Raw genomic sequence first — 18,676 nt, 5'->3', positions numbered from 1 at the left:
TCCATCCAACTTCAAATCTTACTTCAATCGGATATAATCATTTTTTGAAACTTCCTGGATCCATCCATTCATCTCCAGATTCAACAGCGCTTCCATGATTTCACCTCTCGGAAGCGATAACTGATCCTCGATTTCCTGTATATTTTTAGGCTCCAAACTCAGAACACTATACAACAATTTTTCAGGACTTTCAAGCATTATTTCATTTTCGTTTGAATTTTTAACCGGATTTTTACAGAATTCTATGAGTGATTTCTGCAATTTATACGGCAAATCACAAAGGAATTCCTCCGGTGAAACCAAAATACCAGCGCCCTGCCGGATCAGCTGGTGGCACCCCCGGCTCAAGTCACTGGTCACAGGCCCCGGAAGGGCATATACGTCTTTTCCCTGTTCCAGCGCAAAGTCAGCCGTGATTAAAGAGCCGCTCCTTTTTCTTGCCTCCATTACAAGAACCACATCGGCAAGCCCGCTGATGATCCTGTTCCTTGGAGGAAAATTACGGGCAAGCGGCGGTGTTCCAGGCGGATATTCCGAGAGGATCCTTCCGTCTTCCCAAAGTCTCTGATAAAGCCTTTGATTGTCTTTCGGGTAACAGACATCCACTCCGGAACCAAGCACTGCACAATGCCCTTTCCCTTCCAGCAGCGCTCCTTCCAGTCCTGCAGCATCGATTCCTCTTGCCATGCCACTGATGATGTTCATTCCGGCTTTTGCCAGTTCTCTCCCATACTCATATGTCATCTGCCTGCCGTATGCGCTTGCCTCTCTTGCTCCTACAATTGCCGCAGTCACACCCTCAAAGGCAAAACATTCCTTCCCGGCTCCGAACAGTGCATAGGGTGGCTGCACGATCCGGGAAAGCTTTTCCGGATAGGCACTGTCTGTCCAGTATGTAAGCTTGATCCCCTTTTTCCTGGCCTTTTCCCAGACTCTTTTCCGTTCATCCAGAACTGCCTCCTTCTGATGCTCTTTGAGAGCTGCTTTCTCCTTTTCCGTTAAAAACCAGCATGATTTCCGTCCTGTTTCTTCTATATAATAGACTGCTTTCGCACAGCCGAATGTCTCCTGCAGGAGTCTTTTTTTGGAAGATGAAATTCCCTGGATACATGCCAGCCAGAATACAAACTCCTCTTCTTTACTCATCTTTTCTGATTCCCCCATATTGTCTGGTCTACCATCCGGTAACTGATTGCTTCCGCAAGATGATTCGTACGGATCTGTCCGCTTCCTTCCAGATCCGCAATGGTCCGCGCTACTTTCAGTGTCTTGTAGTAGGTGCGGGCTGTCAGATTCAGGCGTTCAAACGCGCGTTCAATCATCTGCTTCTCTTTTTCTTCTAAACAGCAGAATTCCTCGATTTCCTTCCGTCCCATTCTGCTGTTTGTCAACATCTCCCTTTCCCGATACCTTTTCTTCTGGATTTTCCTGGCCCGAAGCACTCTTTCCCGGATTGTTCCGGAAGATTCTTCCTGCTTTTCGCATGTCAGCTCCCCGTAGGAAATTTTCGGCGTCTCGATACAAATATCCATCCTGTCCAAAAACGGCTGACTGACCTTGCCAAGATACCGGTGAATCTCGCCGGGTGTACAGCGGCAGCGCTCCAGATCCGGATAGTTTCCGCACGGACACGGGTTCATAGCTGCAGCAACCAGTACATCCGCCGGAAAGATGTAAGTGCCTTTTTTTCTTGTTATCCGTACCTGCTTTGTCTCCAGAGGCTCTCTCAGCGCATCCAGCACCGTTCTCTGATACTCGGAAAGCTCATCCAGAAAAAGAATTCCCCCATGGGCAAGGCTTAATTCTCCCGGTGTCGGATATCTGCCGCCTCCAAGAAGTGCTGCTTTTGTTACCGTATGGTGGACTTCCCGGTACGGCGGCCGGATAAGCAGCGGCTGCGCTTCATCTAAAAGTCCTGCTGCACTGTAGATCGTCGTTACCTCCATCCCGGTCCTGGCGTCCAGATCCGGCAAAATGGTCTGAAGCCGCTGTGCCGCCATGGTTTTTCCCGAACCCGGCGGGCCAAGATATAAAATGTTATGACCTCCTGCGGCAGCCACTTCCGAAGCTCGTTTCAGACCACTTTGACCCTTTATATCCGCAAAGTCAAGCTCACTTTTGTCTCTGTCACGCACTTTTGCCGCCTGCTGCTTTCTGACCGGCCGTTCCCCTGTTTCAAGAAAATTCCATACTTCGGAAAGCGTGGCGGCTCCAACCACCTCGATTCCCGAAACCAGCTTCCCTTCTGTCTCATTTTCCCACGGTACGACACAGATCTCGTATCCATTTTCTCTGGCATAAGAAACAATCGGCAGGATACCTCTTACCTTCCGTATTCTGGCATCCAGGCTCAGTTCTCCAATGAAAAGGACCCTCTTTTCACACCGGTCCATAATACTCCCCGCCGACAAAGCAAGGGCTACCGCAATCGGAAGATCAAATGAGGCACCTGTCTTTCGAATGTCTGCCGGCGACAGGTTGACCACCATCCTCTGAGGCTGCAGACGCGCCCTTGTATGGCGGATCGCTGTCCGAACACGTTCTCCAGCCTCTTTTACTTCGGACGAAAGATACCCTACCATGTGAAAAACCGGAAGGCCGCTCCCTGTATCAGCCTCCACGCAGACTTCTCTTACAGTTAGTCCATCCATCACTGCTGATTTTACCATTGCAAATCCCATATTTCTTTTTCTGATTTCCCGTTGAAATGCCCAGGTGAATCCCCGTTTCTGCCGGAACCGGCATGTGAATTTTCAGATCTTTGCTTTCATGGTAGTCCCTTCGTCCCTAAATGTCAATTCTTATTTTGGAAAAGCACAAAAAATCCTGCATTCTCATAAACTGATAGCAAACATGTTAAGAGGTGCGTATTCCCTTGAAATCATTTCCACAGCCCCTCACTGCCGACGAAGAACAGTATTATATGCAGAAGTATACAGAGGGAGATCTGGAAGCAAAATACATCCTGATTGAACATAATCTGCGCCTTGTAGCACATGTGGTCAAAAAATACCAGCATCTTTCCGAAGATACCGAGGACCTGATCTCCATCGGAACCATCGGACTGATCAAAGCTGTCATGACATTCAATCCGGACAAAGGCGTACGTCTTGCCACCTATGCCGCCCGCTGCATTGAAAATGAACTTTTGATGCTGATGCGCTCCCGGAAAAAAGTATCCGGGGAGGTTTCCCTCTACGAACCCATCGGAACTGACAAGGAGGGAAACGAAATCCGTCTTTTTGACATTATGGAATCCGAGGCACGGGAAGTGGATGAGCAGATCACACTCCAGGATGATATTGGAAAACTATATCAAAAAGTAGAATCCGAACTTTCTCAGAGAGAACGTCTAGTGCTGAAACTTCGTTACGGTCTCTACAACGAGGAAATCCTGACACAGCGTGAAATCGCGAAAAGGCTTGGCATCTCCAGATCCTACGTCTCCCGGATTGAGAAGAGCGCTATCGAAAAACTCCGTCTCTTCTTTGAGGATTAAAAAAACACGGCGTTTTCTGCCGTGTTTTACATACTATGTCTTCTTTATTCTTCTTTTTTCCTCAGAAGGTCGTATCTGGATGCTTCCCTGTCAAGCTTCACCCACAAAAGCTGTCTGGCGTGCGGGGCAGATTCCTGACTTTGCATTTCACTGTCATAGATTGCAAGGACTTTCGTCTTCACATCGCTTCCATCCGGCTTCATGATCTCAATCTCCTCACCTACAGAGAATTTATTTTTCTGTTCCAGCCGGATGAGACCGTCCTTTATCTCGTCTACAATACCAAGATACGTATAATTTTTCAGATAGGTATTGTTATCGTAAATCTGCGCCTCTTCATTCGGCTTTCCGAAGAAGAAGCCTGTTGTAAATTTGCGGTAGGTACAGTTTGCGATCTGCTCTTTGTACCAGTCCATATGTTCCTCGTAAAGCTCCGGGCTCTCCTGATAGTCATCGATCGCTTTCCGGTAGGTCCGTGCCACAGTGGCTACATAGAGAGCCGTCTTCATTCTTCCCTCGATTTTGAAACTGTCGATCCCGGCTTCCATCAATTCCGGAATGTGCTCAATCATGCACAGATCCTTGGAATTAAAAATGTAGGTTCCACGTTCATTTTCATAAACCGGCATGTATTCGCCCGGTCTTGTCTCTTCCATGATGGAATATTTCCATCTGCACGGATGGGTGCATGCCCCCTGATTCGCGTCCCGGCCGGTAAAATAATTGCTCAGAAGGCAGCGGCCGGAATAGGAAATACACATTGCCCCGTGAATAAATGTTTCGATCTCAAGGTCATCCGGAATGTGCTCACGGATCTCCCGGATTTCATCCAAAGACAACTCTCTTGCCGTCACAACCCTCTCCGCTCCCTGGTGATGCCAGAAGAGGTAGGTACCATAGTTTGTATTGTTCGCCTGTGTACTGATATGGCGAGGAATCTCAGGACAGACCTCCTTTGCGATCTCAAACACTCCCGGATCTGCAATGATCAGTGCATCCGGTCCAATTTCCTTTAATTCCTGAAAATATGCCCGTACGCCCTCAAGGTCTGCATTGTGCGCAAGAATATTGGCTGTCACATAGACTTTCACCTGATGTTCATGCGCAAAGGCAATTCCTTCTTTCATGTCTTCCATGGAAAAATTTTTCGCTTTCGCACGAAGGCCAAAGGCCTCTCCACCGATATATACGGCATCTGCCCCGAAAATCACTGCGGTTTTCAGCACTTCCAGGCTGCTCGCCGGCACTAATAATTCCGGATGACGCATTTTTGTTCACTCCTTCTTTACACTGACAGACGCCCCGTCCCCGATTGGCACGACAGCTGTCTCCAGTCTTTCGTCATGTTTTAAAAGATAGAGATACTCTCTCATTCTACTGTGGATCGTCCGGTCACGCCGCTCCACAGCAAACCGGGATTCCATAATTCCGCCGTCCTGAAGGACATTGTCCGAGATCAGCATCCCGTCCTTGTTTAAAAGCCGCATCACTTCCGGAAAATAGGCAATATACTGTGCCTTCGCTGCGTCGACAAAGATCATGTCATACGGTTCTTCCAGTGTCTTTAAGATCTCCATCGCATCCCCTTTCAGAAGATGAATCTGCTCTTCTTTTCCGGCTCTTTTGATATTTTCTTCAGCTTTCTGAATCCGCTTTTCATAATTTTCGATCGTATCGATTCTGCATCCGTTTCCAGCATACTCGCTCATGAGCAGTGCCGAAAACCCGACCGCGGCACCGATCTCCAGAATCCGTTCTGGCCTTTTCAAAAGCAGAAGCACTTTTAAAAAGCTCTGCATTTCCTTTCTGATAATCGGAACCCGCTCTTTAAGTGCTTCCTGCTCAATCATTTCCAGTATTTCGCTGTTTCGTGTTTCCAGTGAACGGATGTAATCTACGATCCTCTCATCCACTATCATCCGTTTTGTCCCTTTCCCGCCTATACATTGACGTCCATAATGATCGGAAGAATCATCGGTCTTCTCTTTGTTCTCTTCCAGATAAACTCATTCATGGTATCACGGATTACAAGTTTGATTTTGCTCCAGTCTGCGTTACGGCTGCTTAAGCATCCCTCCAGAGCGACACCAAGCACCTCTTTCGCCTCTTCCATCAGCCCTTCGGATTCCCGTACATAGACAAATCCGCGGGACACAATATCCGGTCCGGCCAGCAGCTGGTTTGTTCCTTTTGCAAGGGTCAGAACAACGATCAGGATTCCGTCCTCTGCCAGATGCTGGCGGTCTCTTAACACAATATTTCCCACATCGCCGACGCCAAGTCCGTCGACAAGGATCGCTCCCGTCTGCACATGGTCAGCAATCTTTGCACCCTTGTCATCCAGCTCCAGCACGTCTCCGGCATGGAGAATGAAAATGTTTTCCTTCGGAATTCCAAGCTGCTCCGCAATCCCCGCATTTGCTTTCATATGGCGGTACTCTCCATGTACCGGAATCGCATATTTCGGCTTCACAAGAGAATAGATCAGTTTCAGTTCTTCCTGGCAGGCATGTCCGGATACATGGGCATCCTGGAAGATCACATTTGCCCCTTTTGCAGAGAGCTCATTGATCACTCTCGATACAGACTTCTCATTTCCCGGGATCGGGTTGGAACTGAAAATAACCGTATCTCCCGGCATAATGGTCACTTTTTTATGAATATCCGCTGCCATGCGGGAAAGTGCCGCCATGGACTCTCCCTGGCTTCCTGTCGTAATCAGAACCGTCTTCTCCGGAGGATAGTTTTTCAGCTTGTCAATCTCGATCAGTGTATTCTTTGGAATGTCCAGATATCCCAGTTCCGCGGCGGTAGAGATGATATTGACCATGCTCCGTCCTTCCACGACAACTTTTCTGCCATATTTGTAAGCAGAGTTGATAATCTGCTGCACACGGTCCACGTTCGATGCAAACGTCGCGATAATAATTCTCGTATTAGTGTGCTCCGCAAAAATATGGTCAAATGTCCGTCCGACCGTACGTTCAGACTGGGTAAATCCCGGCCGCTCCGCATTGGTGCTGTCCGACATCAGCGCCAGTACGCCTTTCTTTCCAATCTCGGCAAAGCGCTGCAGATCAATCGCGTCACCGAATACTGGCGTGTAATCCACCTTAAAGTCTCCCGTATGAACAACAATCCCCGCCGGTGAGTAAATGGCAAGCGCAGACGCATCCTGAATGCTGTGGTTTGTTTTGATAAATTCAATTCGGAATTTCCCGAGATTAATAGACTGGCCGTGGCGTACGACTTTCCGCTTCGTACTCCTCATCAGATTGTGTTCTTTTAACTTGTTTTCGATAATGCCCATCGTAAGTTTTGTCGTGTAAATTGGAAGATTAAGTTCTTTCAATACATACGGCAGCGCTCCGATATGGTCTTCATGTCCGTGGGTAATCACAAACCCTTTCACTTTTGAAATATTATCTCTTAAATAGGTGACATCCGGTATCACAAGATCAATTCCCAGCATGTCGTCCTCCGGGAATGCAAGACCGCAGTCTACCACAATAATACTGTCTTCATATTCGAAGGCAGTAATGTTCATTCCGATCTGCTCCAGTCCGCCTATCGGAATGATACGCAATTTTGAATTGTTCGTTTTTTTCAAATCTACACCTCCATGATTTTATTTTCCGTCCATTCATTCTCTGACTGGTAATAAGATCCGCAAAAAGCTACAGTTCGATCCCCACATCTTCCAGAAGTTCTTCAAACACTTTCGATACTGCCTGAAGTTCCACTTCGTCTTCTACGATCTCATACAGGGAGTCCTCCCCTTCGCTATTGCTTTTATCTTTTAAAATCAGACATTCCGCATCTCCCTCTTCTTTATCCGTCACAAGAATATAGGAAATTCCCCTGATTTTTGTCTGTTCCAAAACATAGAATGCTGCCGGCTGATCCGAACCTTCCGGCATAAACATAATTTTCTCCATTCTAAACTCCTCTCATACCAACGGAATCCAGATATCCCTGCAGTATGAAAACTGCTGCAATTTTATCTATATAGAGTTTCCTGTTTTCCCGGCGCACGCCGCTTTCCATCAGTACTTTCTCAGCAGAGACTGTCGTGAGCCTCTCATCCCATAATTCCACCTCAAGCCCGGTCCGTCTCTCAAGCATTTCCTTAAACGCGAGTGTCTTCTCGGCACGCTCTCCGATATCATTATTCATGTGTTTCGGGAATCCAAGTACAATTTTTTCCACCTTAAAATCTCCGGCAAGTGTCTCGATCCTCGCCAGTGTCTTTCTCAGCTTGTTCTCCTGCGTCCTAGTAATTGTTTCGACCCCCTGGGCAGTCAGACCTAAAGGATCGCTCACAGCGACTCCTACGGTCTTCGCGCCAAAGTCCAATCCCATTACTCTCATCGTTACTCCCAGCCATTGTGCTCAATATATGCTTTGAGCATCTCTTCGACCAGTTCATCTCGTTCCATCTTCATGACAAGACTTCTTGCACCGTTATGGCTTGTGATATAAGTCGGGTCTCCGGACATGATATAACCAACCATCTGGTTGACCGGATTGTATCCTTTCTCACGCAAAGCCTTATAAACGATCTCAAGAATATCCTTTGCCTGAATCTGCGGGCCCTGGCCCACCTGGAAAAACTGTGTGTTTGATAAATCTTTCATCGTTGCGACCTCCAATACTACTACTCTATTCTAATATAATCCCATCTAAAATTCAATCCATAATTTGAGAATGATTCTCAATGGTCATTTCCAGAATCTGATTTTCCCTCGTATTATCAGCCTTTACCGCAACTTTTACATATTCTTTTGTAAGGCCCGTCCGGTAAAGGACCCCGTCTTTTTCAAAGGTTTCCTCCAGAAGGACTTCTACCTGCTTTCCGATCATCTGATCTTCAAACTCTTTCTTTTTCTTTTTACAGAGATCAAGCAGGATCTGGCTTCTTTCCGCCTTTTTCTGTTCCGGCACCTGGTCCGGCATGGACGCCGCCTTTGTACCGTTTCTTCTGGAGTACTTAAACACATGAGTCTCATAAAATCCGACTTTTTCAATAAACGCCCTGGTCGTCTCGAACTCCTCCTGCGTCTCTCCCGGGAATCCTACAATAACATCCGTTGTAATCGCCGGATGCTCAAAATACGTTCTTAAAATACCGCATTTTTCATAGTATTCTCTGCTCGTATAGTGTCTGTTCATTCTCTTCAGCGTTGCATCGCAGCCGCTCTGCATGGACAGATGGAAATGCGGGCAGACCTTTGGAAGCTTTGCAAGTTCTTTTGCGAATTTTTCTGTAATAATTCTCGGCTCGATCGAGCTTAAGCGTATTCTCCTGATTCCTTCTACTTTATGGATCTGCCGAATCAGGTAGAGAAGATCTTTTTTTTCTCCCTCCATAGTCACCCAGGAATCCAGATCCATCTTCGGATTCACAAAATCCACCCCGTAGGAACTTGCATGAATTCCGGTCAGAACTACTTCCTGATAGCCGGCATCCGCAAGCCGTTCCACTTCTTTTACGATTTCCTCCGGTTGTCTGCTGCGGATCCTGCCCCGCACATACGGGATAATACAGTACGTGCAGAACTGGTTGCATCCGTCCTGAATCTTGATGTAGGCTCTCGTATGATCTCCGGCTGAATCCACGTAGAGTTCTTCAAACTCGCCGGTATGATTGATATCAATCACCGCCTTTATATCCTCATGCTGTTCATGTGCATGGAGAAGGCTGATCAGATTCTTTTTCTGATTGTTCCCGATCAGAATGTCGATTCCCTCAATCGCCTGTCCCGCTTCTTCCTGTGCCTGGACGTAGCATCCTGCCGCCACTATCACCGCCTCCGGATTCAGCTTTCTTGCACGGTGGATCATCTGTCTGGATTTTCTGTCAGCAATATTTGTCACTGTGCAGGTATTGATTACATAAACATCCGCCTTCTCATGAAAAGGGACAATCTCATATCCATCTTCTTCAAGAAGTTTCTGCATGGCCTCTGTCTCATATCCGTTTACTTTGCATCCGAGATTATGAAGTGCCGCTTTTTTCATTTTTTCCTCAGTCCTTTTCTAAAATTTTATAAAATATGACGAAATTTCTTCCATTTCTTTGGCAAGTTGTTTCTTGACTTTTTAATTGTACTATCATAAGATATTGATATAAACAAAGAGAGAGGAGTGTGTTTCCAATGAAAACAGTAAAGATTTCATTAAACTCGATTGACAAAGTAAAATCATTTGTAAACGACATTACAAAATTTGATTACGATTTCGATTTAGTATCCGGCAGATACGTAATCGACGCAAAGTCCATTATGGGTATCTTCAGCCTGGATTTATCTAAACCGATTGATTTAAACATTCACGCTGATGCTGGCGTTGATGAAGTTTTAGAAGTTTTAAAACCTTATCTTGTTTAGATGAAATCGAATCCCCCACGTTGAGCGCGGGGGATTTTTTTATTCAATAAGAGAGTCAAAAAAACCCTCATTCACTCTGGAAACTTTTCCAATTCTCCTATGCTTCCACATCGATGACTTCTGTTGTATCAAGCGCTTCCTGTACGAGACGGTCAATATCTTCCGACAGCCTTGTCTCAGACCGCTTGATCACATCCAATTTCGGCCTGGTCACCGGATGCTTTGCGACAAAGATCGTACAGCAGTCTTCGTACGGAAGAATCGAAGTCTCATAAGTATCAATCTTTTCTGAAATCTCTACGATTTCCTGCTTGTCAAATCCGATCAATGGGCGGTATACCGGAAGGGTACATACTTCATTTGTCACAAGAAGACTTTGCATCGTCTGACTTGCAACCTGTCCGATACTTTCCCCTGTGATCAGTCCCAGACAGCCATTTTCCTTTGCAATCGTCTCGGCAATCCGCATCATATATCTTCTCATAATGATCGTCAGCTCATCATGAGGACATTTATCATAGATGTAAAGCTGAATATCTGTAAAGTTGACAACATGGAGCCGGATCGGTCCGGTGTAAGCCGCCACCTTCTTTGCAAGATCCACTACCTTCTGTTTTGCCCGCTCGCTTGTGTACGGAGGTGCATGGAAATAAACCGCCTCAAGACCGACGCCTCTTTTTGCTACCATATAACCTGCAACCGGGCTGTCAATTCCTCCCGAGAGGAGCAGCATGGCACTGCCGTTTGTTCCGATCGGCATTCCGCCAGGCCCCGGTATGATGTGGGAATAAATATAAACCTCTTCCCGTACCTCCACGTTCAGGAGCACATCCGGATTGTGAACGTCCACCCGCATCTCCGGAAACGCATCCAGGATCGCCTCTCCCAGATCACAGTTCATCTCCATGGAGTTGACCGGGTAGGTCTTCTTTGCGCGCCTCGACTCCACTTTAAATGTCAGATTTTTGTCCGGATATGCTTCGTCCATGTATGCCACTACATCTTTTTTCAATTCTTCAAACTCTTTGACCTCTGTCCGGACAACCGGGCAGATGCCGACAATCCCGAATACCTTTTTCAGGCTCTCAACGGTCTCATCATAGTCATAATATCCGTCGCAGTCCACATAAATGCGCCCCTGACATTTATGCACACGGAATGTTCCTTCTGTGTTGCGAAGAGCAAAGCGGATCTGACGCACCAGTGCGTCTTCAAACATGTAACGGTTCTTCCCTTTGATCGCAATCTCTCCGTATTTTATCAAAAACGTCTGAAATGTCATTTCTTTCTCCTTTATCTCCGTCTGTATCTTCTGAGCATCGGTATACAATTATATAATGTTTTCAGCGTATAGTCAATTTCTTCTTCTGTCGTGAACTCTGAAAGACTGAACCGCAGTGTTGCATCCAGATATTCACGCTCCACACCGATTCCCTTTAACACCCCGCTGATACCAGGATGATTTGAAGAACAGGCCGAGCCTGACGATACATAGATTCCTTTTTCTTCCAGTGTATGAAGCAGTACTTCACTCCGGATTCCGGCAATTCCGACACTGACAATATGCGGAGCGCTTGTTTCATCCGGCAGTCCGTGTACAGACACATGGTCCACCTGCCTGATTCCTTCTATGAAACGCTCTTTCAGTTTCCGCATCCGCGCCGTCTTTTCTTCCAGATCCGAATAAACCATTTTTGCAGCCAGAGCAAATCCTGCGATTCCCGGCACATTTTCCGTTCCGGACCGGATATTTTTCTGCTGTTCCCCTCCGAACACAATCGGACGGATTTTCACCTTGTCGCTGATATAAAGCGCTCCCATTCCTTTCGGTCCGTGAATCTTGTGGCTGCTGACTGTCAGGAGGTCGATTCCTTCTCTTTTTGGAAAAATTCTGTACTTTCCAAATCCCTGTACGGCATCCGAGTGGAAAATAATCTCCCTGTTGTATGCCTTCACAATGCCGCCCGCCTCCTTGACCGGCTGAACAGATCCGACCTCATTGTTTACATACATGATGGAAACAAGAATCGTCTCCTTGCAGAGTGCTTCCCGGAGCGCGGAGAGCTTCACTCTGCCGTACTGGTCCACCGGCAGGTAGGTGACCCGGAATCCTTCCTCGTCTTCCAGATACCGCATCGTATTTAAAATGGCCGGGTGTTCAATCGCCGTTGTAATCAGGTGGTTACCGCGTCTTTTGTATGCCCGTGCCGTCCCGATCAATGCAAGATTATCGCTTTCTGTCCCTCCAGAAGTGAAGAAAATCTCCTTTTCCTGGACTTTCAGGATTTTCGCGAAAGTCTCCCTCGCGCTGCGGACATACTGCTCTGCTTCCATCCCTTTCCGGTGCAGGGATGACGGGTTTCCATAGTCCTCACACATCACCTTCCGGACCAGATCGCCGACCTCGTCAAATGCTTTTGTTGTTGCCGAATTGTCCAAATATACTTCCATCAGATCTTACCTTTCCGCCTTTTTTATTACCATATGATTTCTTCCGGATCTTGACACCGGTTTTATTCTTCCATCAGATACGAGAGAACAGAAAGTACAAATAGTCCCGCCGTCTCGGTACGCAGGATCCGTTTTCCAAGTGTAACCGAAGCCGCTCCGGCTTCCGCTACGGCTTTTTCTACTTCTTCCACCTCAAATCCGCCTTCCGGCCCGATAAAGATCCCTAAAGATTCTCCCTTTTTCAGTGACTGAAACTGTTTTCTCGTCTCTTCCATTCCTTCGGCAAGTTCATACGGTATGAGTACATGATCCAGTACCCTGCCAAAAGCAAGTGCATCCGAAAAGCTCATCACATCGTGAACCTCAGGTATCACTCCGCGTCCCGCCTGTTTTGCGGCGCTCTCGGCAATTGCCTGCCAGCGGTCTGTCTTCTTTTTTGCTTTCTTCGCATCAAGCTTTACAACCGCCCTGCGGGTAGCCATCGGAACAATCTCGGATACACCAAGTTCCACGGCCTTCTGCACAATCCAGTCCATCTTGTCGCTTTTCGGCAGGCCCTGAAACAGGACGGTCCGGCAGGCCGGCTCCGTATCCGTCTGGTAAATCTCCAGAATCCCTGCCCGGACTGTATCCGAAGTCATTTCCCGGATCTCACACAGATATTTTTTGTTATTGCCGTCACTGATTTCAAGCTGTTCGCCTTTCTTCATGCGCAGCACATTCCGGATATGGTTCACATCACTTCCCGTAATCGTAATCTCTTCTTCCTCCACCTGTTCCGGTGTCACAAAAAAATGCTGCATACCGATTACTCTCCCGCCTTTTCCAGCGGCTTTCTCGCTGTGACGCAGACCCATTCTCCCTGATATGTCACATCAAGAAGCTCCAGTCCCGCATCGCTCACCGCCTGTTTTACGACTTCTTCCTTGTCGTCAATAATACCGCTTGTAATATAAATTCCACCCGGTTTCAGCTGATTTACTATCACCGGAGTCAGTGTGACAAGAACATCCGCAAGAATATTGGCTGCGACAATATCGTATTTTTCATATCCGACACGATCCTGAATTTCTTTATCATCGATGATATTTCCGATCATGACCTCATAGCGATCTTTTGACACCCCGTTTTCTTTCATGTTTTCGTGAGTGGCGTCAATCGCGCACGGATCCAGATCCGTTCCTACGGAATAGTCTGCGCCAAATTTCAGTGCCAGCATGCCGAGAATTCCGCTTCCGCATCCTACATCCAGAATTCGTGTGGTATCTGTCACATACTTTTTAATCTGCCGGATGCACAGCTGTGTTGTCTCATGCATCCCGGTTCCAAACGCGGTTCCCGGATCGATATGGATAATCATCTTTCCTTCATCTTCCGGCTTTACGTCTTCCCAGGACGGAATAATCAGGATATCATCCACGTAAAACTGATGGAAATACTGTTTCCAGTTATTGACCCAGTCCACATCCTCGGTCTGGGATTCCTCGATCGTGCAAGGTCCCAGATCCATGAATTCTCTCATTTCGTCCAGTTCATTTCTGACTTTCTCAAGAACTGCTTCTTTGTCCTCGCTCTCTTCCAGATAAAAACTTAAATACGCCACGCCGTCATCCAGTGCGGTCTCCGGCAGAATGTCAACAAACATCTGCTCCTTTTCTTTCTGTGTAAGCGGAACCTTGTCCTCGATCTCCACGCCCTCGATTCCGATGTCCGTAAGAATACTACTGACAACATCCTCCGCCTGAGTTGTCGTCTGTAGTCTGAATTTATTCCATTTCATTTGATTTTTGTCTCCTTTTTTGCTCTTGCGTTTTCCATCCTGCGTTTCAGTTTCAGCCAGGCAAGAAGCAGAATGGCCGCATGATCAGATGCCACATGGCCGCGGTCCCGGATGACAGTCTCTTCTTTTCGGATCAATTCCCCGGTTTCCCGGAGACAGACCAAAGGTTTCAACAGAAGCTTCCGTTCCGGATTAGAAAGCTCCATCGCATAGAAGCTCCCTTCTTCTGTCTCTTTTTCGCTGACATCAATTGTAAACCAGGCCGCATCCTTCGCATCATCGCCTGCCTGTGCTTTCACATCTTCCAGCCGGACAAGAGCCATAAATGCAGTAGTGATCACTCTCGCTCTCGGGTCTCTTCTGACATCCCCGAAGGCCCGGATCTGCTCTGTCTCGACTCCTTCAATATGTGTCTCTTCATAAAGTTCCCGTTTTGCGGATTCTTCCAGATCTTCATAAAGATCGATAAACCCGCCAGGCAGTGCCCAGTCTCCGATACTCGGATGATTCTTTCTCCGGATCAGGAGGACTTTCAGGTCCTCTGCCCGATCCGGTTCTGTTCCGGAATACCCGAATACTGCCATGTCCACCGTACAGCATGGATTTTTGTATTTGTAAGGATCATACTTTTCCAGAAACGCTTCCAGTGATTCTCCCTTTTCGTTTCTGCTTCCATCCCCGCGAAATGCTTCGATGTCATCGAAAAAAGCCGGCATCTTTTCACCTACTTTCGTTTATTTACACCCTTCTCCTACCATGATATCAATGATCTCGACATTAGTCTCCCTCATGCCTTCTTTGCCAAGACGTCCGATATTTCTGATCGTTTCATCAACGCCTTTCGTCACGATACCATCGCCTGCATAGAACTGCTGTCCGCATTTATACATGTTATATCCAAGAATTCCCGCCTCCACTGAAGATGCGATCTTGGCTGCGCAGGATGCCTTTGCCCCGTCGCAGACAATTCCGGATACGATCGCAAGCGCATTGACTACCGTATGTGCAATCTCTTCATATCCGCCTCCGTGCAGATAAGCGATTCCGGCTCCTGCCGCCGCACCTGCGCAGACTGCCCCACAGTATGCGGACAATCTTCCGATTCCGGTCTTCTGATGGATTGCCACAAGGTTTGACAACGTCAGTGCCCGGTACAGCTTTTCCTCCCCGGAATTCAGTTCTTTAGCATATTCAATCACCGGAAGAGAGCAGGTCATTCCCTGATTGCCGCTTCCTGAATTAATGATTACCGGAAGTTCACATCCGTTCATTCTCGCGTCAGATCCTGCTGCTGCCATCGCTTTTGCCCGGACACGGATATTGTCCCCTTCCATTTCGAGAAGAACACTTCCGATATTTGCACCATAGTTTCCTTTTAATCCCTCCTGTGCAATCGCCGTATTATACCGGATCTGGCGTCCGATCACTTCTCTGACATCTTCGATGTCCACGGTTTCTGCAAAATCCAGAATATCTTTCATATTCAAAAGAGAGCGGTCCGTCAGTCCCTCTTCTTTTTCTCCTTCTACCTTTTCTTCAAAAAGCACCTGTCCGTTCTTTTCGATCAGGACAATGTTTGTATGATAGTTCGCGATCCGTACTGTCGCGCTGGATTCCCCTTTTGTCTCTGTCACAATGATGTCGAAAGTGATGCCGTTGTCCACGTATTCTACGGAAATATCTGCATTTTGAAGGAAGTCCTTCATCTCCTCAATCTGTTCTTTGGATACTTCTGCGATAACTTCCAGCTCTTTTTCCGGTTTTCCCGCAATGATTCCGGCCGCCGCTGCCGCCGGGATTCCTTTGAGATGATCTGTGTTCGGTACAATGACCGATTTTACATTTTTAATAATACTTCCGCTTGCGCCGATCTTCACTGTATCCGGTTTTTCCCCAAGGACTTCTCTTGCCTTCGCTGCCGCATAAGCCAGTGCGATCGGCTCCGTACATCCCATTGCCGGTACCAGCTCTTCCTTTAAAATCTGCACATACGCTCCATACTTTACATCCTCTTTTTTCATCGTCTCATCCTCTCTTTTCTTATGTTTTATGCTTTCCCCAGCAGGTAGTCAATAAACTGCTGTGCTGTTCTTCCTGATCTGCCGCCGTGGGTCATCTCCCATTGATTTGCCTGCAGCAGAAGTTCGTTTTCCTCCATCTGAATGCCGTTACGCTTCGCAAGTTCGAGAACAATATTCTGGAACTCCTTCTTATCCGGACCGACAAAAAAGATTGATACCCCAAATCTTGCCACAAGGGACAGCTTCTCCTGTACCGTATCCGATGTGTGAAGATCATCATCTCTTCTGTCATTTTTATCGCTCCACTGTTCCCGTACCAGATGTCTTCTGTTGGATGTGGCATAGATCAGAACGTTATCCGGCTTACGCTCCAGACCGCCTTCAATCACCGCTTTCAGATATTTATATTCAATCTCAAATTCTTCGAAAGAAAGATCATCCATGTAAATGATAAACTTGTAATTCCTGTTTTTGATCTGGGCAATGATATCATTGAGATCCTGGAACTGGTGCTTGTACACTTCGATCATACGCAGTCCTTCTTCATAGTACTGATTCAGAATTGCCTTGATGGAAGTGGACTTTCCGGTTCCCGCGTCCCCAAACAGCAGGCAGTTATTCGCCTTTCTTCCCCGTACAAAAGCCTCTGTATTTTCAATCAGCTTCTTCTTTGGGATCTCATATCCTACCAGATCATCCAGTCTGACATGGGCAATCTTGGTAATCGGAACAATCCTGGCACCCTCTTTAGTATGTTCGACCCGAAAAGCCTTGTGAAGCCCGAATTTCCCTACCCCGAACTCCTTGTAAAACTGGGTCATGACTGTTTTAAATTCTTCCGGAGAAGAAGTCCCTGCAAGGTGGACAGCCAACGTGCAGATTCGGTCTCTTACCCTACGGTTGTAGACATGTCCTTCCTGCCTCGTTCCCTGATAGTCAAATAAAATCCTGTGGGCTTTCGTGCCTAGTTTCTCACCGAGCCCCTTTACATCATAGTCAAACAGCTCCTTCATAATCGCGAAATCATGCAGCGCCACGTCATTGACACTTCCCTCAACCGCTCCCCGGATCTCGCAGGCTGTGCTGTAGGCATTTTCGTCGTTAACGAGCAGAAATGTCAGATAGGTATGCCACAGATTTCCCTCCAGACCATGCTGTTCCGAAAGCTCAAGGATCTTATTGACACATTCAAAGAACAGATTTTTCAGATCCTCCGGATTATAATAATCACTTCCCGCATGCTCCATCAGAAAAGTCATATCCTGGAGAATCCGACCATATTCCATATTTCTGTAAATCATCAGTTCGTTTGTATGCATCTTCTCTTCCTTCTTTTCTGTTTTCTAGTAGTTCCCCAGTATTTTCATGCTCTTCGTCTCTTCACGCAGTCCCCGGATCGCGTTTTTCACGCCTCCGTCTGCCAGATTCCCCTCAAAGTCCACGAAAAAGCGGTATTCCCAAGGCCTGTCCTCGATCGGCCGTGATTCGATCTTTGTCATATTGAGATCGTTGTAGATAAAGTGGGACAGTATCTGATAAAGCGAGCCGCTCTCGTGCGGAAGTTCAAAACAGATACTGATCTTGTCCGCATGCTCCAGAAAAATCTTCTGGTTGGTCACAATAATAAAGCGGGTGGAATTATGACGGTTGTCGTTGACCTGCTCCCGCAGAATTTCCAGTCCGTACAAAGAAGCCGCGTAGGCGCTGCAGATTGCCGCATGGTGCACATCCTGCTCCTCCACAATCTTGCGTGCCGCAACCGCAGTATTCGGTACGCTGATCTTCTCCATTGCAGGATGGTCATACAGATATTTCTCACACTGCATCAGCCCCTGCGGATGGGAATAGACTCTTGTGATCTCATCCTCTTTGCTCCCCTTCAGTCCCGCAAGTACATGGCTGACCGGAAGCACGGTCTCTCCCACGATATAATTTTCATATTCTACAAGCAGATCGTATACCTCATTCACTGCGCCTGCTGAAGAATTCTCAATCGGGAGCACGGCAAAATCCGCTGCTCCATCCTCGATGGCGTCCATCGCATCTTTCCAGGTACGTACATGATAACTGTTGACTTCATCTCCGAAATACTGCTTCAGCGCCGCCTCACTGTAGGCTCCCTCCACTCCCTGGAATACAATCCGTGAATTCTTTACATCCAGCTCTTTTACTTCTATAAACGGAAGTCTCCCCGTTGTCCCGCAGGCGGAAAGTTTCTGATATTGAAGTTTCCTGCTGACCGACATCAGAAGGGTAAACAGCTCCTGTACTCCTTTCTTGTTGTACGCATGCTCCACCCGGGATGCTGCTTTTAGCAGCTTCTCCTGCTCCCTTGCCCGGTCATAGACTTTTCTTCCATTTTCAATCTTATAGTCTGCAACTAAAGAACAGACTTCCATCCGTTTTTCAAATAAAGCGATGATCTGCTCATCAAGACAATCCAGCTCACCGCGCAGTTCCTCTAACGATGCCATCTGCTTCCTCCTTCGCTTAAACTCTTCCATATTATAATACATTTCTTCTGCAAAATCTACGT

The 18,676-nt window shown here is 47.2% G+C and carries 19 protein-coding genes; 2 read left to right on the top strand and 17 right to left on the bottom strand.

Features of this window, described 5'->3' with window-relative positions; genetic code table 11:
* Positions 1–18 precede the first annotated feature (18 nt).
* Together dprA and H6A32_RS01675 are read right to left on the bottom strand one after the other, a co-directional pair.
* Positions 19–1,146 carry a DNA-processing protein DprA gene (dprA, locus tag H6A32_RS01680; RefSeq protein ID WP_242958980.1) on the bottom strand — a complete coding sequence of 376 codons (1,128 nt, stop codon included), beginning with the start codon at positions 1,144–1,146 and terminating at the stop codon, positions 19–21.
* Positions 1,143–2,669 (bottom strand): YifB family Mg chelatase-like AAA ATPase, encoded by a 1,527-nt coding sequence (locus H6A32_RS01675; RefSeq protein ID WP_346342219.1) that lies wholly within the window; start codon positions 2,667–2,669, stop codon positions 1,143–1,145. The genes dprA and H6A32_RS01675 overlap by 4 nt, the downstream gene beginning before the upstream one ends.
* 194 nt (positions 2,670–2,863) lie before the next feature.
* Here H6A32_RS01675 and sigK point away from each other — a divergent pair, with 194 nt between their 5' ends.
* Positions 2,864–3,499 carry an RNA polymerase sporulation sigma factor SigK gene (sigK, locus tag H6A32_RS01670; RefSeq protein ID WP_430749564.1) on the top strand — a complete coding sequence of 212 codons (636 nt, stop codon included), beginning with the start codon at positions 2,864–2,866 and terminating at the stop codon, positions 3,497–3,499.
* Positions 3,500–3,543: 44 nt separating this feature from the next.
* Here the strand turns inward: sigK and H6A32_RS01665 are convergent, their stop codons facing one another.
* The 7 genes from H6A32_RS01665 to mtaB all read right to left on the bottom strand — a co-directional run bounded on the left by H6A32_RS01665 (position 3,544) and on the right by mtaB (position 9,520).
* The gene (locus H6A32_RS01665; RefSeq protein WP_087168205.1) at positions 3,544–4,767 is read right to left on the bottom strand and encodes a peptidase U32 family protein; all 1,224 of its coding nucleotides are present in this window, start codon (positions 4,765–4,767) and stop codon (positions 3,544–3,546) included.
* A gap of 6 nt (positions 4,768–4,773) precedes the next feature.
* Complete coding sequence (locus tag H6A32_RS01660; protein ID WP_087168206.1) at positions 4,774–5,418, bottom strand: O-methyltransferase; 645 nt, start codon at positions 5,416–5,418, stop codon at positions 4,774–4,776.
* Between the two features lie 20 nt (positions 5,419–5,438).
* Positions 5,439–7,109: a ribonuclease J gene (locus tag H6A32_RS01655; protein ID WP_087252767.1), complete on the bottom strand. Its 1,671-nt coding sequence runs from the start codon at positions 7,107–7,109 to the stop codon at positions 5,439–5,441.
* Between the two features lie 67 nt (positions 7,110–7,176).
* Complete coding sequence (locus H6A32_RS01650; protein WP_087168208.1) at positions 7,177–7,437, bottom strand: DUF1292 domain-containing protein; 261 nt, start codon at positions 7,435–7,437, stop codon at positions 7,177–7,179.
* A gap of 1 nt (position 7,438) precedes the next feature.
* On the bottom strand, positions 7,439–7,870 hold the full coding sequence (gene ruvX, locus H6A32_RS01645) for a Holliday junction resolvase RuvX (protein WP_087168209.1): 432 nt from the start codon (positions 7,868–7,870) through the stop codon (positions 7,439–7,441).
* 2 nt (positions 7,871–7,872) lie between these two features.
* The gene (locus tag H6A32_RS01640) at positions 7,873–8,136 is read right to left on the bottom strand and encodes an IreB family regulatory phosphoprotein (protein ID WP_087168210.1); all 264 of its coding nucleotides are present in this window, start codon (positions 8,134–8,136) and stop codon (positions 7,873–7,875) included.
* 52 nt (positions 8,137–8,188) lie between these two features.
* Entirely contained in the window at positions 8,189–9,520 is a 1,332-nt protein-coding gene (gene mtaB, locus H6A32_RS01635; protein ID WP_204863595.1) for a tRNA (N(6)-L-threonylcarbamoyladenosine(37)-C(2))-methylthiotransferase MtaB, read from the bottom strand.
* Between the two features lie 137 nt (positions 9,521–9,657).
* Between mtaB and H6A32_RS01630 the strand changes: the two genes are divergently transcribed.
* Positions 9,658–9,888: an HPr family phosphocarrier protein gene (locus H6A32_RS01630; RefSeq protein WP_087168212.1), complete on the top strand. Its 231-nt coding sequence runs from the start codon at positions 9,658–9,660 to the stop codon at positions 9,886–9,888.
* Between the two features lie 97 nt (positions 9,889–9,985).
* On the opposite strand, the gene thiI is transcribed toward H6A32_RS01630, so the two are convergent.
* The 8 genes from thiI to pheA all read right to left on the bottom strand — a co-directional run bounded on the left by thiI (position 9,986) and on the right by pheA (position 18,614).
* Positions 9,986–11,170 (bottom strand): tRNA uracil 4-sulfurtransferase ThiI, encoded by a 1,185-nt coding sequence (gene thiI, locus H6A32_RS01625; RefSeq protein WP_087168213.1) that lies wholly within the window; start codon positions 11,168–11,170, stop codon positions 9,986–9,988.
* 11 nt (positions 11,171–11,181) lie between these two features.
* Positions 11,182–12,339, bottom strand: coding sequence for a cysteine desulfurase family protein (locus H6A32_RS01620; RefSeq protein ID WP_204863594.1), 1,158 nt, complete (start codon positions 12,337–12,339; stop codon positions 11,182–11,184).
* Positions 12,340–12,401: 62 nt separating this feature from the next.
* A complete protein-coding gene (locus tag H6A32_RS01615; protein WP_204863593.1) occupies positions 12,402–13,142 on the bottom strand; it encodes a 16S rRNA (uracil(1498)-N(3))-methyltransferase in 741 nt (246 codons plus the stop codon).
* Between the two features lie 5 nt (positions 13,143–13,147).
* Entirely contained in the window at positions 13,148–14,119 is a 972-nt protein-coding gene (gene prmA / locus H6A32_RS01610; protein WP_204863592.1) for a 50S ribosomal protein L11 methyltransferase, read from the bottom strand.
* Positions 14,116–14,835 carry an NUDIX domain-containing protein gene (locus H6A32_RS01605; protein ID WP_087252771.1) on the bottom strand — a complete coding sequence of 240 codons (720 nt, stop codon included), beginning with the start codon at positions 14,833–14,835 and terminating at the stop codon, positions 14,116–14,118. Before H6A32_RS01605 ends, prmA begins: the two co-directional genes overlap by 4 nt.
* A gap of 18 nt (positions 14,836–14,853) precedes the next feature.
* A complete protein-coding gene (locus tag H6A32_RS01600; RefSeq protein ID WP_204863591.1) occupies positions 14,854–16,140 on the bottom strand; it encodes a serine dehydratase subunit alpha family protein in 1,287 nt (428 codons plus the stop codon).
* 26 nt (positions 16,141–16,166) lie between these two features.
* Positions 16,167–17,459 carry an ATP-binding protein gene (locus H6A32_RS01595; RefSeq protein WP_204863590.1) on the bottom strand — a complete coding sequence of 431 codons (1,293 nt, stop codon included), beginning with the start codon at positions 17,457–17,459 and terminating at the stop codon, positions 16,167–16,169.
* A gap of 24 nt (positions 17,460–17,483) precedes the next feature.
* Positions 17,484–18,614, bottom strand: a complete 1,131-nt coding sequence (gene pheA / locus H6A32_RS01590; RefSeq protein WP_087168220.1) for a prephenate dehydratase — start codon at positions 18,612–18,614, stop codon at positions 17,484–17,486.
* Positions 18,615–18,676: the final 62 nt, after the last annotated feature.

It is taken from the genome of Drancourtella massiliensis (assembly GCF_016900655.1).
In the GTDB taxonomy this organism is placed as follows: Bacteria; Bacillota; Clostridia; order Lachnospirales; family Lachnospiraceae; genus Sellimonas; species Sellimonas catena.
This window is presented reverse-complemented; position numbering and strand designations above follow the sequence as displayed.